The organism is Giesbergeria sinuosa (genome assembly GCF_042652905.1).
Classification (GTDB): Bacteria; Pseudomonadota; Gammaproteobacteria; order Burkholderiales; family Burkholderiaceae_C; genus Simplicispira; species Simplicispira sinuosa.
On the sequence record NZ_JBHSHJ010000012.1, the window covers coordinates 13,083 to 27,089 of the forward strand.

The following is a 14,007-nucleotide window of genomic DNA, read 5'->3' on the forward strand; positions in this document are numbered from 1 at the left end:
AGTCCAGTGCCTCCTCCATAGCCCCTCAGAGGAGAGGTTTTTCAGAATTTTTCCCAGGATTGCAGGTAGCGCCATTGGCCTTCGGGCACTTTGGCCAGTGGGACACGTCCGAGACGGATGCGCCGAATGGCCAGCACGCGCAAACCTACCGCTTCGCACATGGCCGGAATTTGTCCGGGGCGGATGCCTTTGAGTGCAAAGCGCAGCCGGGTTTCGTTTTGCCAACTCACTTTGATTGGGGGGAGCGGGCGGCCATTGAAGCTCAGGCCGTGGCAGAGCTTTTGCAGTCCGCCGTCGGCCATTTGGCCTGCCACTTCCACCACACATTCTTGTTCTAGGGTCTCGATGTCTTCGGCCAGTTTGCGTGCAATGCGTGGGTCTTGGGTATACACCACCAAACCACTGGCGGGCGTCGGCAGGGGCGTAAAGCACTGCAATTGCTTGAAATGGCGCAAGAGCACGCGCGTGCCCGATGCATCTTCAGGCAGGTGCGAGGCGGCATTCAGTAGCGTGATGGCCGAAGGCGCACCTTGGCTACGGCTGCCGTGGGCGCTGGCTCCTGCTTCTTGTCCTAGGCCTGCTTCAAAGCCTGGTGGTTTGTGCAACAGCAGCGTAACGGGAGCCAACTCCAGCAGGCTGGCATCAGGGGCCAGTGTGACGGTTTGCTGCGCAGCCACGCGGGCACCGGGGAGTTCTACGATGCGGCCATCGATGCTCACCCAGCCTCCTTCGATATATTGCTCGGCGGTACTGCGTGAGCAGCCCAATTGCTGTGCCAAACGCTTGGATAGGCGTACCAGCCCCGTGGGGATGTTTTCAGTCATTGCCCGGCTCCATACTTCGAATGCGTTCGACATGGGCCAACAATGAGCGTTGGGCCACCGGCCACAACCGTGGAGGTACATCGGCATAGGCATGGGCCACCCAGTCTTGCACTGTGCCATCAGGCAGTGCCTGCATGGCAGCCAGCACTTTGGCCTCGCGGGCCAGCCGATGGGCTCGAAGTTGGGCTATAGCACCGCGTGCGTTGTGCAATACATAGCCGTGGGCAGGCAGGATGAACTCCACCTCGTATTGCAGGCACAGGGCATCGAGCCGATCGAGCGAGTCTAGATAGTCGGCCATGTTGCCATCGGGTGGGTCGATGACGGTGGTGCTGCCATTGAGAATGTGATCTCCAGAGAACAGCAGGCCATCTTCTTCTTGTAGCAAACACAGGTGGTTGGCGGCATGGCCGGGAGTGTGTACGGCTTGCAGCGTGTGGCGCACTTCACCTGTGGGCCCCGTCAGTGTGAGTTGTTGGCCGTGTTGCAACACAGCATCGGGGGTAAAGGCACTGGCGGCGCGGGCGGTGGGTGCAGAGGGCAAACCCAGAATTGGTGGCGCGGCCCGCCCGGCCTGGGTGCAAAGGGCTTGCAAGGGGGCGGCACCAGGCGAGTGGTCAGGATGTGAGTGGGTGCAGACAATGGCGCGAATGTCTCCCCCAGCGGCACGCCAGAGCTTATCGAGATGCGCATGGTCGGCGGGGCCGGGGTCGATGGCGATATAGCCGGTGCTGGGGTCGCCCACCAGGTAGCTGTTGGTGCCGGGGCCAGTCATAAAGCCGGGGTTGGGGGCCGTGAGGCGCTGCACATTGCGCAGCAGCGGTACGGGGGTGGCACTTTGCCAGTCCAGCGGGTGCAGCACTTGACCATCAGGGCACACCAAAGCCAGCTCGCCAAAGGGGGGCTCGTCCTCCATGTAGTGCACTTCTTTGCCAGCCAGTAGGCCGCCGCGTGGGCAGCAGACCCACAGTGCTTGCTCGTGGGCCACAGCAGCCAGCACAGCATCTGCGTTGGCAAAACGGGCCAATCGCTCTAAGGTGCGGATGGTAGGAAAGATCATGAAGAACTGCCCTGCAGCATGGCGTTCGAGCGCCTGTTGGGGCGAGACCCAGACCGGCTCAAATTGCTCTTGTTCATCGGCAATGGGTGTCTGGCCTTCGGGCATACGGGCCACCAAGAAAGGCACGGCAAAGCGTTTGCTCAGTTCACGCGCGCCAGTCCAATGCGCCAGCACATACACCGTGTCGGCGGCCAATGTCAGTCCTTGTGCTGCACATTGGGCGGCAAAGGGGGCATGGCGGTGGAGGCGGGCAATGTCTTGGTCATCCGCCATGCGGCCATCGGCATGGCGGGCCAGCAAGATGCCCAGTTCTTCAAAACTTTCGCGGATGGCCGCGATGGCCTGGGTCAGGTGCAGATCGTTTTGTGTAGGGCGTCTAGCAGCTGCGGCATGGGATTGCGCATCCAACGCATCAATGCCGCCACCAGGAAAGACATAAGCCCCTGGTGCAAAGCTGGCGTGGTCTGAGCGGCGGGTCATGAGCACCTGCAAGCCCTCGGGACTGTCGCGCAACAGCAACACGGTGGCTGCATCGCGGATGGGGGCGGGGGTGTGGGGTGGATGGAGGAGCTGACTGGGGCGGATCATGGCCTGCATTATGGGCAAGGTGGTGTTGCTATGCGATGTCTGTTGGTTTGTTTTTCGCGGCTCTCTGGTCATCCAATGCTCCAAGATTGGTATGGATGCCGGCGAGGAAAGGCCTGTAGCCAAGAGGCCGCACTAGGGGTTGAAAATGCTGAGACAATGCGGACACAAAGCGTTGCCCCCATGAGCACCAAGGTTTGCCGCTGTTGCGTCAAATTTTTGGCTGGCGACCGCCTCCGTGTCTTAGGTGCGCGCTCCCTGCCCAAAAGCAAAATCAAAGATGGCACCTGCTTTGACTAAGACGATGGCATCGCTGTGGGCAACGCCAAATCAAGCGTTGTCGTCGCAAGACTGTACGCATCGCAGTGCATGGCACGATTCGAGGCCGAAAGGTATCGCAAACCTTGGAGTAAAGCACGGGGGTTGTGTGGACTGTGGCTGTGGGCACCATCGGGATAAGAATGCAGTCAAAAATATCCTGAGCCAATCCAGCGTCCGTGCGGGGCATCGCACGTCTGTAGAGGGAGTCTCTGCCCTTTAGGGCGCGGAGGAAGTCGAGTTGCTAGTTTCCTTGTTCATATCTGCCCGCAGTGGCTCTGTGCTTGGGGCTGCTTACCGTCTGGGGGCATGGTGGTGTTTGCTGGCGGCTCTGTTGGCAGGGTGGGATTTGCAGGGGCGTTGGACTGAGCCTGGGCGAGTGGTGGTGGTCTGGTTTAAGTTGTGGATTTTCTGGGCATCGTGGGCTTTGTTGCCTTGGTTGCTGGGGATGCTGATAGGGCTGCATCGGTCGGCAGGGCGGCGTGGGCAGCATGGGCTGGGGCTGGTGGTGCTGGCAGTAGCAGCTTGGGGCGCCTTGGTCGAGCCACGCTTATTGGTGGTGCGCACGCACCCGCTGGCCTTGCCCGCAGGCAGCCCACCTTTGCGGCTGGCGCTGGTGGCTGATCTGCATCTGGGGTTGTTTGTGCGTGGTTGGCAGTTGGAGCGGTTGGTGGAAGTGCTCAATGCCCAAGCAGTTGATGCAGTGGTGGTGGCAGGAGACTGGACTTATGACCCACCATTGGATTTGCAAACTGCTTTGGCTCCATTGGCCCAGTTGCGCCATCCGGTGTGGGCGGTATTGGGCAACCACGATACCGAGTCTCCGGGCCCACCACTGACCTCCGTGTTGCGCACCGCCTTGCAAACCCACGGTGTGCAGCTGCTGGAGGGCCAAGCGATTTCTTTCAAGGGTTGGGAGATTGTGGGCTTAGGCGATTTGTGGGGGGCTGACCCGCGCACCGATATTGCCCGTTTGTTGCCATCAGCACCCCCCAACCGGCCTCGGCTGGTGCTAGCGCACCAGCCTGATACCGCCGCCTTATTGCCCACAGATGCTGCCACATTGGTACTCAGCGGCCATACCCACGGTGGGCAGATCACCCTGCCGTGGATCACGCAACACCGCGTGTTGCCAGGCATCAGTGCCTACGGCTGGTATGCGGGCCGCTATAGCACGCCGGCTGGGACACTCTTTGTTACCACGGGGGTCGGTACTATCGGGCTACCGGCAAGGTTGGGTGTGGTGCCTAGGGTGGATGTGTTGCAACTGCACTGAAGCACATCACAGTCAGGCCAAGCCTGCAACGATAATGGCCCCCTATGCAGATCCGCTTTACCAAGATGCAAGGTGCGGGCAACGACTTTGTCGTGCTCGACGAAACCCAAGGCCGTCTGGGCCTGACGCCAGCGCACTACCGCCTGCTGGGTGACCGCCACTTTGGCGTGGGTGCTGATCAAATTCTCACGGTGCGTCCCTCGCCGGGGCCGGGCATCGATTTTGAGTATGTGATCCACAACGCTGATGGGGGTGAGGTAGAACAATGTGGCAACGGTGCGCGCTGTTTTGCCCGCTATGTGCGTGACTGCGGGTTGACAGACAAGGACACTATCCGCGTACAAACCCGCTCTGGCGTGATTGCCCCCCAGCTGACGCCCGATGGCCGTGTGACGGTGGATATGGGCTGCCCGGTGCTAGAGCCCGCCCGTGTGCCTTTTGAGGCCAGTGGTCTACAACCCCAACAGCAAGGCCAAGGACAGCACTGGCCGTTGGAGCTGGGCAACGGGGGCCCTACAGTGATGGTGAGTGTGGTGTCGATGGGCAATCCCCATGCCGTACAGATTGTGGCCGATGTGGATGCGGCCCCCGTCGCCACCACCGGCCCGTTGATTGAGCACCACCCGCGCTTTCCGCAGCGGGTCAATGCGGGCTACATGCAAGTGGTGGCCCGCGACCACATTCGCCTGCGCGTGTATGAGCGTGGTGCAGGCGAGACGCTGGCTTGTGGCACCGGCGCCTGCGCTGCGGTGGTGGCTGGCATCCGCCTGGGTTTGCTAGATGCACGGGTGGATGTAGATACCCACGGTGGGCGCTTGAGCATTGCCTGGGGCGGTCAGCCTACTGATGCGGTGTTGATGACCGGCCCGGCCACCTTCGTTTTTCAAGGTCAGATCGAACTACCCGATACCCTTTGACACCCTATGACTGCCCACGACCCCACCCCTTTTATGGCCCCGATCACCGAAGAGGACATTGCCGATTACCTCATGGAGACGCCGGGGTTTTTTGAGCGCCATGCCGAGTTGCTGACCAACGTGCAGATCATCAGCCCGCATGGGCATCGGGCCGTCAGTTTGCAAGAGCGCCAAGCCGAGCGCCTGCGCGCCAAAATTGCCGATCTGGAGCAGCGCATTCTGGACATGGTGCACAACGGCCAGCAAAACATGTCGATTGACCAGCGCCTGCACCAGTGGGCCTGTGACCTGCAACGCGTCACGCATCCGCCCTCTTTGCCTGAGATGGTAGTGCAAGGCATTCGGCGCCAGTTTGAGGTACCCCAAGCTGCCATGCGTATCTGGGGCGTCTCTCAGGCCTACGCCAATGCACCGTTTGCCATGGGTGCCAGCCACGACGTGCGCGCCTTTGCCTCCTCCCTGACCATGCCTTTTTGCGGCCCCAATTTGGGCTTTGAGCCGGTGGGCTGGTTGCGTGATGGCGACATGGTGCAATCGCTGGCGCTGTTGCCGCTGCGCGATGGCCCGATGGAGCACGCCACCCCGGCCTTTGGCCTGTTGGTGCTGGCCTCAGAGGACCCACACCGCTTTGAGGCCACGATGGGCACCGATTTTCTGACACGCATTGCCGAGACGGCCAGTGCAGCCCTAGCACGCCTGCGTTGATCAGGCGCTGGTGGTGGCTGCGACCGTGGTGGGCAGCGCCTCTGGAAGCACCAGCGGCAGCGACAGCGTGAAGCAGGCACCCGCCCCAGTGGTGGATTGCAGTGTCAAAGTGCCACCGAGCAGTTGTGCCAGTCCGCGTGACAACCCTAGGCCTAGCCCAGTGCCCCCATGCTCATAACTGGTGCGGGCATTGCCTTGGCGAAAACGCTCAAAAATGCGTTCGTGCAGTTCGGGGGCAATGCCTGGGCCGGTATCGCGCACATGCAGCAGCAAAGATTGTCCGGTGCTATCGAGTTCGACATGCAAGTCGATATGCCCTTGCTCCGTAAATTTGACGGCGTTAGACAGCAGATTGTTCAAAATTTGCTTGAGCTTGAGCGGGTCGGTCACCATGCGCTCGGGCACTCCAGGGGCCACAGAGCAATGCAGATGCAATGCCTTGGCTAAGGCACTGATTTCAAACAGGGCAGTTACTTCATGCAGGACATCGTGCAGCACCACGGGCACAGGGTGGGTGGGCATGGCATTGGCTTCAATCCGGGCCAGATCCAAAATTTCGGTCAGTAGGCTATTGAGGTGGGTGGCGGCATGGCTGATCAGACCGGCTTGCTCAATAATGGCTGTGTCTTTGCTGCGCAGGGCAATCAGTTCTGAGAATCCCTTGATGCTGGTCAGGGGGGTGCGCAGCTCATGGGACATGGCGGCCAAAAATTCGCTTTTGGCTTGGCTGGCCTGTTGGGCTATGGCCTCGCTGTGTACCAATGCCTCATGGCTTTGTGCCAGTTCACGAACGCTGCTGCGAAAAAGTGCCAAAAAAGCCACCACACACAGGCTGGCCAAGGTGGACATTACCAGCAGCACATTGCGATTGGCCCGCCAGCGGCTAAAAGCTTCCTCTACTGTGGTGCCGCTGATGACGGTGAGTGGGTAATTGCCGACCCGGCTGTAGCCCACGATGCGCTCGACGCCATCGTTGCCAGTGCCAATGATGGTGCCATCCAGATTTTCCAGAATGGCAGTTGCCAGCGCGGCAGGGGTGCGCTCACCCACGCCAGAGCTCATGCCATCAATCACCCGCACCCGGATGATCTCGTCCAGCCCCGCCAGCATCAAACCCGCCCCTGGGCTCAGTTGCACATTGCTGTAAACATTGGACAGATGTACGGGATTGAGCGAAGCCACTACCACCCCCACGGTATGCCCATCCAGCCCGGTTACTTTGCGCGAGAGCTGGATGGTCCATTGCCCAGACACACGGCCTTGCAAAGGTTTGCTGATGAACAGGCCATCCCATAGCTCGCGTGAGGTTGGATCGGCTTCACGCGGTTGCAGGTGTACCCGAATATGTTCGCGATCCTTGAGTGAGATCTTGCCACTGCGTTTGCCGTCGGGATCCAGGTTGCTGCCCTGAAAGTACCCTTCTGCATCGACAAATGACAATTGCGTCATGATGTCGGGCACCAAGCCGGTCTCGTTGGCCGTGCGCAGGTAGTCCTGTGGCTGTGGCTTGTGCTCGGCCGCCAGGGTTTGCAGGCGTAGCACGGCCTGATCCATCGTCTCTAAGACCCGCAAAGTATGTTCCTTGATGGCGCGGGCCATGTTGATGTTTTGGCGCAGTTCGGTCTCTTGTGTAGCCTGCCACTGCCAGTACAGCACCGTGACCACAGTAGTCCACACTACAACCAACACAAACAGGCTGAAGCCGTAGACCATCACTGCATGGCGGGGCGTGCGGTGCCGACTGGCAACATGGGCAGAGGGCGCGGAAGCTTTCATGGGGAGGCCGCAGAAGAAGTCAATGGCCTGTTGGTGCCGGGCCAATGAACAGAACAGAAATTGAAAATATCGGAGTCACCCAAACAGGTGCAAGAGCGAGTTGGATGCTTAGCGTCCCAAGGGGTTGTCGGTGACCAAATCGGCAAAAGTCATGCGATGCAGAGTGACGCGCTGGCGCAATGCCCACAGCGCGTCGCTGTGCTCCATAAAGCAGTCCACCACGGCTGGATCGAAAGCCCGTCCCCGCTCCGACAGCAGCATTTCCAGCGCCTTCTCATTGCTGAAGGCATTGCGGTACACCCTGTCCATCGTCAGGGCGTCATAAAAGTCCACCACTGTGACGATGCGTCCAGACAGGGGGATGCTCTCACCGACCAACCCTGAAGGATAGCCCCGACCATCCCAGCGTTCATGGTGGGCCAAGGCGATTTCGGAGGCCATCTGGAACAGGGCGATACGCGACTTACCCAAAATATCGGCGCCGATGGCGGGGTGCTGGTTCATCACCTCACGCTCAGTATGGTTGAGCGGGCCGGGTTTTTTGAGCACGTTGTCTGGAATGCCGATTTTGCCGATGTCGTGCATCGGTGCCGCCTTGCGCAGCAGCGTGGCATACGACACCGACTGCCCTAGATACAGGGCCAGTGCCTCGGCCAGAAACCCGATACGCACGATATGTACACCCGTGTCGTCATCTTTGTATTCTGCTGCCATCGCCAGCCGAAACAGCGCCTCGTGGTGGGCGCGGGCCACCTCCTGAAGGGCTTCGTTGCGTTCGTGGTACATGCGCCCCAAATCAGAGATGATTTTCTCCATTTGGTCAGCGGCTGCCGCATCGAATTGTGTTGCCTCCGGCGTGCGCACGGCTTGGGACATGGACATCAGTCTTCTAAGCTGTTGATGGTCTCTATCAGTTTGAGTGGACTAAAGGGTTTGAGCAAATAGGCATTGGCTCCAGCCCCCATGCCTACCTCCACGTCTTGGCTTTGTCCACGCGCTGTGAGCAGAATGACGCTGGGCTGGCCCAGTGTTGGGTCTGACTTGACCAAACGACACAGATCCAAACCATCCATGCTGCCCGGCATCACGACATCCAGTAGCAGCAAATCAGGACGGACAAGACGCACCTGGGCCAAGCCTTCATCTGCATTGGCTGCCTCATGGATCTCATGGTCTTCGAATTCCAGGGTCATGCGGATCAGCCGGCGAATATCGGCATGGTCTTCGACAATCAATATGCGCTTGCCCATGATGCAGTTTTTTGGAAAGTAGAGACACGGTACACTGGTAATTTTATCATATCTATCAAAAAATAGATTTAGAAATGATAGAATTTTCTAATGGCCCGCATAGAGCAAGTTTCTTTATTGCCCGAAAGTTGCAGTACCCGCGATGTAGCGCAGGCGCTGGGGTTGGCTGTGCGTTCTGTGCAGTTGATGGTCGACCGGGGCGAACTTGAGGCCTGGAAAACACCGGGTGGGCATCGGCGCATTGCGCGGGCTTCGGTGCAACGGTGGCTGGCCCAGCGTCAGGCACCCAACCCGCTGGGGACGCCACTGACGGTGGTGCGCTCGGCAGTGCAGCCGCCTTCGGTGGCGGCAGTCGCTTCAGATCACCTCTCCTCGGTAGCCTGCAAGGGCGTTGGTAGGCCCAAGGTGTTGCTGATCGAGGATTCCGTCCATATCCAAAATCTGGTTCGGCAGTTGCTCCACCACCATTTTCCCCAAGTGGAACTGTATGTGGCAGACGATGGCATTGTGGGCTTGGTCATGGCAGGGCAATTGCAGCCCCAAGTGCTCTTGGTCGATATTGTGTTGCCCAGCATTGACGGCAGCACATTGATCAGCCGCTGGCGTTCGCACCCACAGTTTGCAGGCAGTCAGTTGATTGTGCTGACAGGGCTGGATGCTGTAGAGCAAGCCCGGTATGCTTTTGCGTTGGCAGGGGTGCCCGTGGCCCACAAGCCACAACTGGTGCAGGAGCTGCCCGCATTGCTGGCCACGAGCTTACAGGCCACAGATGTCTGTGCTTGGCCTGCCATTGGTGGTAGATTCGCGCAATGACTGAAAGTACCAACCCCACCCCCTTGCAATCCCAAGCAGAAAAAATCCGTGCCGACCTGTCGGCCATGCTGCTCAAGGCCGCCCAAAGCGCGTCACCATCGGCTGCACAGGCCACGCCCAGTGCGGCCGCTGCCAATCCTGTGAATGCGCAAAAGCCCACATCTGCGGGGCAGTAACTAGGCCAGTGGCTTGTATGGTGTCTGCGCACAAGCGCCACAATGGCACCATGACTACTTTTCATCGCCCTGCCCTGTCCATGCTGGATCTGGTGGCCGTCCGTGAAGGCGGCACCGTGGCCCAAGCTTTGGATATTGCCTCGCGTACTGCCCAGCATGTCGAGGCACTCGGATTCCGACGTTATTGGGTGGCTGAACACCACAACATGCCTGGCATTGCCAGCTCGGCCACTGCGGTGCTGGTGGGCCATATTGCAGGACAGACCACCTCCATCCGTGTGGGCTCCGGTGGCATCATGCTGCCTAACCATGCTCCACTGGTGGTGGCTGAGGCTTTTGGCACCTTAGCCGAGCTGTACCCCGGTCGCATTGATCTGGGGCTGGGCCGTGCCCCCGGCACAGATGGCCCTACCATGCGGGCTTTGCGCCGCGACCGTGTTGAAATGGAAGAGGATTTTCCACGCGACGTGGCCGAAGTGCAGCGCCTTTTGGGGCCGGTGCAACCCGGCCAGCGTATTGTGGCTATGCCTGGAGCGGGTACCCAAGTGCCCCTCTGGCTACTGGGATCTAGCCTGTTTTCGGCACAGCTGGCAGCGCAGATGGGCTTGCCCTATGCGTTTGCTTCCCATTTTGCCCCGCGTATGTTGCTTCAGGCAATTGAGCTGTACCGGCGATTGTTTCGGCCATCAGCTGCATTAGATAAGCCCTATGTGGTGGTTGGTGTGCCAGTCATTGCCGCCCCTACGGATCAGGAAGCGGCTTATCTGGCCAGTAGCACCTATCAACGTGTGCTGGGCATTCTGACCGGACGGCGCGGGCGTTTGCAGCCCCCAGTAGAGAACTTTGGTGCCCAGATCAGTGCTCAAGAACAGGCTGGTATTGCTGACTTCTTGGCAGCGGCTGTCATTGGTGGCCCTGAGGCGGTTCGGGCTGGATTTGATGCACTGTGGCAGACAACGCAGGCCGATGAGTTCATGTTGGTCTGTGATGTGTTTGACCCAGCATTGCGTCTGCGGTCACTGGACATTGCTGCAGCCCAAATCAGACAGTAATAGTCTGCACACATTCCCAATCAGGCTCCAATGGAGCCTGATTTTTTTTGGAGTGATAAATTAAATATAAATAAGAATAAATCGTTTTATCTATTGGAGTGGTAGCCATGAATTTTCTGATGGCTTTCCCCAAGAATGCCTACATGATTTTTGCAAGAAACACCATGTGTTATCACAAAGAATGGAGGTTGTAATTCTGAATCAGAAATTTCTTAAATGAAATCAGCATGAGATGAATGATGAATCAGGACATTCTGATACTGGAATTGCGTTATGCTACAGAGCACCACAGGTGCCTATTTTTTAATCATTACTTGTGGTAGACCTTGGAGAAGCAAAAAAGGAAATTAGTTCCAAGTTTTTTTGTGGCTGCTGTTTTTGAATGCAAACCTGCTGTTTCAGCAATCCGCATAGATCTAGTGCGGTACAAACCAGAAAAGAGGAAAATATGAAAGTTTACGGAAAAGTGCTAGGCTTGGTTGTTACTGGTGTTTTCTCGGTCATACCATTTTCTGCGTCTGCCGAAAACCCCAAAGAAATTCGGGTAGACTATGCGAGCTATTCTCCTACCAGTTTGGTAGTGCGAAAGATGGGCTGGATGGAAGAAGAATTCAAAAAAGACAATATTCCAGTCAAGTGGGTGTTCAGTCCTAGTAGCAGCAATGCGATTGATTTTCTGAAAAAAGGCAGCATTGATTTTGGTTCGGCTGCCGGATTGTCTGCTGTGATGGCACGCAGCAATGGAGCACCGCTCAAGGCTGTGTATGTGTTTTCCAAGCCAGATTGGGTGGCACTTACCATCGAGAAAGATTCGACCATCACCAGTGTCAAAGATTTGAAAGGCAAGAAGATTGCAGCCACCCCTGGCACAGATGCGTATAACTTCTTCCTTCGGACATTGGATATGAATGGCATGAGTAAAGCCGATGTCACGATTGTCAATTTGGCGCACTCGCTCGGACGCAAAGCACTTGAAAATAAGGAGGTAGATGCTTGGATGGCATTAGACCCCCATCAGGCAGCTTCTACCATTGAAGCGGGAACCAAGGTCTTGTACCGTAATCCTGATTTTTCTAGCTTTGGTTTCTTGAATGCCAATGAGTCGTTTGTGAGCAAGTATCCAGACACCGTCAAGCGTGTGATTCGGGTTTATGAAAAGGCACGTACTTGGGTTATTGCCAATCCAGAAGAAACAGCCAAGCTGATGTCTGAAGAAGCCAAGATCAGCCTGCCAGTGGCCAAGGCCCAGCTCAAGCGCAACGACTTTTCCAATCCCACCCCCGGTGCAACCCACATTAAATCCTTGAAGGCTGGGCTTCCTGTTTTGGTGCAAGAGAAGCTGGTGTCTTCAGAGGCCGTGGGCAACAAGGCGATTGATGAGCTGATCACCAGCGAATTCATGAAGTAAGCAGTAGAAAAAACCTTGATTACATCGCGGGCTGGCCCCGCGATGTCCATTTGCAGCACTGGGAGCATTGCAACGATGTCCATCGCAAAACGCTTGTATTTGACACTTTGTTTGTCTTTGATCGGCCTGATGTTGGTCGGGTTTATTGGTCATCTGAAGATGAACAAGGTTTATGAAGTTACCAATAAAGGTAATTTCAATACGGTTCCCAGTGTGTTGGTATTATCCAAAGCTATTGATGAATTTGGCCAACTGCGAGCACATACATCATTGCATGTTTTGAGTGCAGATGATAATGCAAAATCTGATATTGAAAAATATATCAAGGCAGATTATGAGAATGTGAAGGAGTCTCTCAAGGGTTACGAAGTGTTTGCTTCTGGTTCTGCCGATAGAAAAATGTTGGATCAACATCGGGCAGCATTAGAGGTTTACTACAAAGGGGTGCAGGGTGTTCTGGAGATGTCGCGTGGAAATTTATTTGATGAAGCGCGCGATCTGATCGTTAAAAATCAGCCCAACGAAATCAAATTGCGAGATTCTTTTGTTGAGCACATGAAGCTCAGTGATACTATATCTAAAGAGGTGGCTCAAGAAGGACGGTCTGAGATTTCTTCTGCCATTTGGGTGTCTGTGGTAGTGACATGCCTGATTGGTATTGTGGTGGGGTGGATGATTTTTGTCATTGCCCGTAATTTGATTCACCAGTTGAAGTTTGCCGGAAACTTTGCCAACACCATTTCAGCAGGTGATTTGACCAGCAAAATAGAAGTCAGATCCAATGATGAAACTGGGCAAATGATGGCGGCCATGAAGGCCATGAATGACAGCTTGGTAAAAATTGTCAGTGCAGTGCGCACTGGCACCGATGGCATTGCTACCGCATCGAGTGAAATTGCCCAAGGCAATAGCGATCTGTCTACCCGCACTGAAAGCCAAGCCAGTGCTCTGGAGCAGACGGCTGCTTCTATGGAAGAATTAGGCTCTACGGTGCGACAAAATGCCGACAGCGCCCGCCAAGCCAATCAATTGGCTGTGAATGCCTCAAATGTAGCCGTCAGGGGCGGCGAAGTGGTGGGGCAGGTGGTGGAGACCATGAAAGATATCAATGAGTCTAGCCGCAAGATTGCCGACATCATCAGTGTGATTGATGGTATTGCCTTTCAAACCAATATTTTGGCCTTGAATGCCGCAGTAGAAGCGGCCCGTGCTGGTGAGCAAGGACGCGGTTTTGCCGTTGTGGCCTCTGAGGTGCGCAGTTTGGCTGGCCGTTCGGCAGATGCAGCCAAAGAAATCAAAAGCTTGATCAATGCCAGTGTGGAGCGGGTCGAATACGGCACAGTGTTGGTGGACAAGGCGGGTGAGACCATGAACGAAGTGGTCAGTGCCATTAAGCATGTGACCGATATTGTGGGCGAGATCAGTGCTGCCAGCAGTGAGCAGGCCAACGGTGTAGCCCAGGTGGGCGAGGCAGTCACACTGATGGACCATGCCACACAGCAAAATGCGGCGTTGGTCGAGCAAATGGCTGCAGCCACTGCCAGCCTGAAGGCACAGGCCCAAGACTTGGTGCAGGCGGTGAGTGTGTTCAAGTTGGACTTCAGCGCGCAAAATGCCGCTCCGCGCCAAGCTGCGTTACGGGCAGCACCCGTGGCAGCACCATTGCCCCGCACCGGTGCGGCACCTCGGGTGGCTGCAGCCCCCAAACCAGCGGTGCCACACCAAGCCAGTAAGCCCGCCGCATTGATGAAGCCAGCACCTGGTAAAACCAAAGCAGCCGAGGACGACTGGGAAAGCTTTTGAGTATTCGCCACAGTTCCCGCCCATGATTGGTGGGGTGTGGCGGG

The 14,007-nt window shown here is 56.9% G+C and carries 13 protein-coding genes; 8 read left to right on the plus strand and 5 right to left on the minus strand.

The window, feature by feature from the left end; genetic code table 11:
* Positions 1–41: 41 nt before the first annotated feature.
* Both ACFO6X_RS13130 and ACFO6X_RS13135 read right to left on the minus strand, forming a co-directional pair.
* On the minus strand, positions 42–824 hold the full coding sequence (locus tag ACFO6X_RS13130) for an rRNA pseudouridine synthase (protein WP_382433781.1): 783 nt from the start codon (positions 822–824) through the stop codon (positions 42–44).
* Complete coding sequence (locus ACFO6X_RS13135; protein ID WP_382433783.1) at positions 817–2,472, minus strand: MBL fold metallo-hydrolase; 1,656 nt, start codon at positions 2,470–2,472, stop codon at positions 817–819. Before ACFO6X_RS13135 ends, ACFO6X_RS13130 begins: the two co-directional genes overlap by 8 nt.
* Before the next feature lie 568 nt (positions 2,473–3,040).
* Between ACFO6X_RS13135 and ACFO6X_RS13140 the strand changes: the two genes are divergently transcribed.
* The 3 genes from ACFO6X_RS13140 to ACFO6X_RS13150 are packed head-to-tail and all read left to right on the plus strand — an operon-like array spanning position 3,041 to position 5,685.
* Positions 3,041–4,063, plus strand: coding sequence for a metallophosphoesterase (locus ACFO6X_RS13140; protein ID WP_382433785.1), 1,023 nt, complete (start codon positions 3,041–3,043; stop codon positions 4,061–4,063).
* A 44-nt stretch (positions 4,064–4,107) separates the two neighbouring features.
* Entirely contained in the window at positions 4,108–4,980 is an 873-nt protein-coding gene (gene dapF, locus ACFO6X_RS13145; RefSeq protein WP_382433787.1) for a diaminopimelate epimerase, read from the plus strand.
* Between the two features lie 6 nt (positions 4,981–4,986).
* Positions 4,987–5,685: a DUF484 family protein gene (locus tag ACFO6X_RS13150; RefSeq protein ID WP_382433789.1), complete on the plus strand. Its 699-nt coding sequence runs from the start codon at positions 4,987–4,989 to the stop codon at positions 5,683–5,685.
* Here the strand turns inward: ACFO6X_RS13150 and ACFO6X_RS13155 are convergent, their stop codons facing one another.
* From ACFO6X_RS13155 to ACFO6X_RS13165, 3 genes are all read right to left on the minus strand, one after another.
* Entirely contained in the window at positions 5,686–7,461 is a 1,776-nt protein-coding gene (locus tag ACFO6X_RS13155) for a sensor histidine kinase (protein ID WP_382433791.1), read from the minus strand.
* 108 nt (positions 7,462–7,569) lie between these two features.
* On the minus strand, positions 7,570–8,337 hold the full coding sequence (locus ACFO6X_RS13160) for an HD-GYP domain-containing protein (RefSeq protein WP_382433793.1): 768 nt from the start codon (positions 8,335–8,337) through the stop codon (positions 7,570–7,572).
* Positions 8,338–8,342: 5 nt separating this feature from the next.
* A complete protein-coding gene (locus tag ACFO6X_RS13165; protein WP_382433795.1) occupies positions 8,343–8,711 on the minus strand; it encodes a response regulator transcription factor in 369 nt (122 codons plus the stop codon).
* Positions 8,712–8,801: 90 nt separating this feature from the next.
* Here ACFO6X_RS13165 and ACFO6X_RS13170 point away from each other — a divergent pair, with 90 nt between their 5' ends.
* The 5 genes from ACFO6X_RS13170 to ACFO6X_RS13190 all read left to right on the plus strand — a co-directional run bounded on the left by ACFO6X_RS13170 (position 8,802) and on the right by ACFO6X_RS13190 (position 13,963).
* Positions 8,802–9,524, plus strand: coding sequence for a helix-turn-helix domain-containing protein (locus ACFO6X_RS13170; protein ID WP_382433797.1), 723 nt, complete (start codon positions 8,802–8,804; stop codon positions 9,522–9,524).
* On the plus strand, positions 9,521–9,700 hold the full coding sequence (locus ACFO6X_RS13175; RefSeq protein WP_382433799.1) for a hypothetical protein: 180 nt from the start codon (positions 9,521–9,523) through the stop codon (positions 9,698–9,700). The genes ACFO6X_RS13170 and ACFO6X_RS13175 overlap by 4 nt, the downstream gene beginning before the upstream one ends.
* A 50-nt stretch (positions 9,701–9,750) precedes the next feature.
* A complete protein-coding gene (locus ACFO6X_RS13180; RefSeq protein WP_382433801.1) occupies positions 9,751–10,752 on the plus strand; it encodes an LLM class flavin-dependent oxidoreductase in 1,002 nt (333 codons plus the stop codon).
* Positions 10,753–11,134: 382 nt separating this feature from the next.
* Positions 11,135–12,160 (plus strand): aliphatic sulfonate ABC transporter substrate-binding protein, encoded by a 1,026-nt coding sequence (locus tag ACFO6X_RS13185; RefSeq protein WP_382433803.1) that lies wholly within the window; start codon positions 11,135–11,137, stop codon positions 12,158–12,160.
* A 75-nt stretch (positions 12,161–12,235) separates the two neighbouring features.
* On the plus strand, positions 12,236–13,963 hold the full coding sequence (locus ACFO6X_RS13190; protein WP_382433805.1) for a methyl-accepting chemotaxis protein: 1,728 nt from the start codon (positions 12,236–12,238) through the stop codon (positions 13,961–13,963).
* Positions 13,964–14,007: the final 44 nt, after the last annotated feature.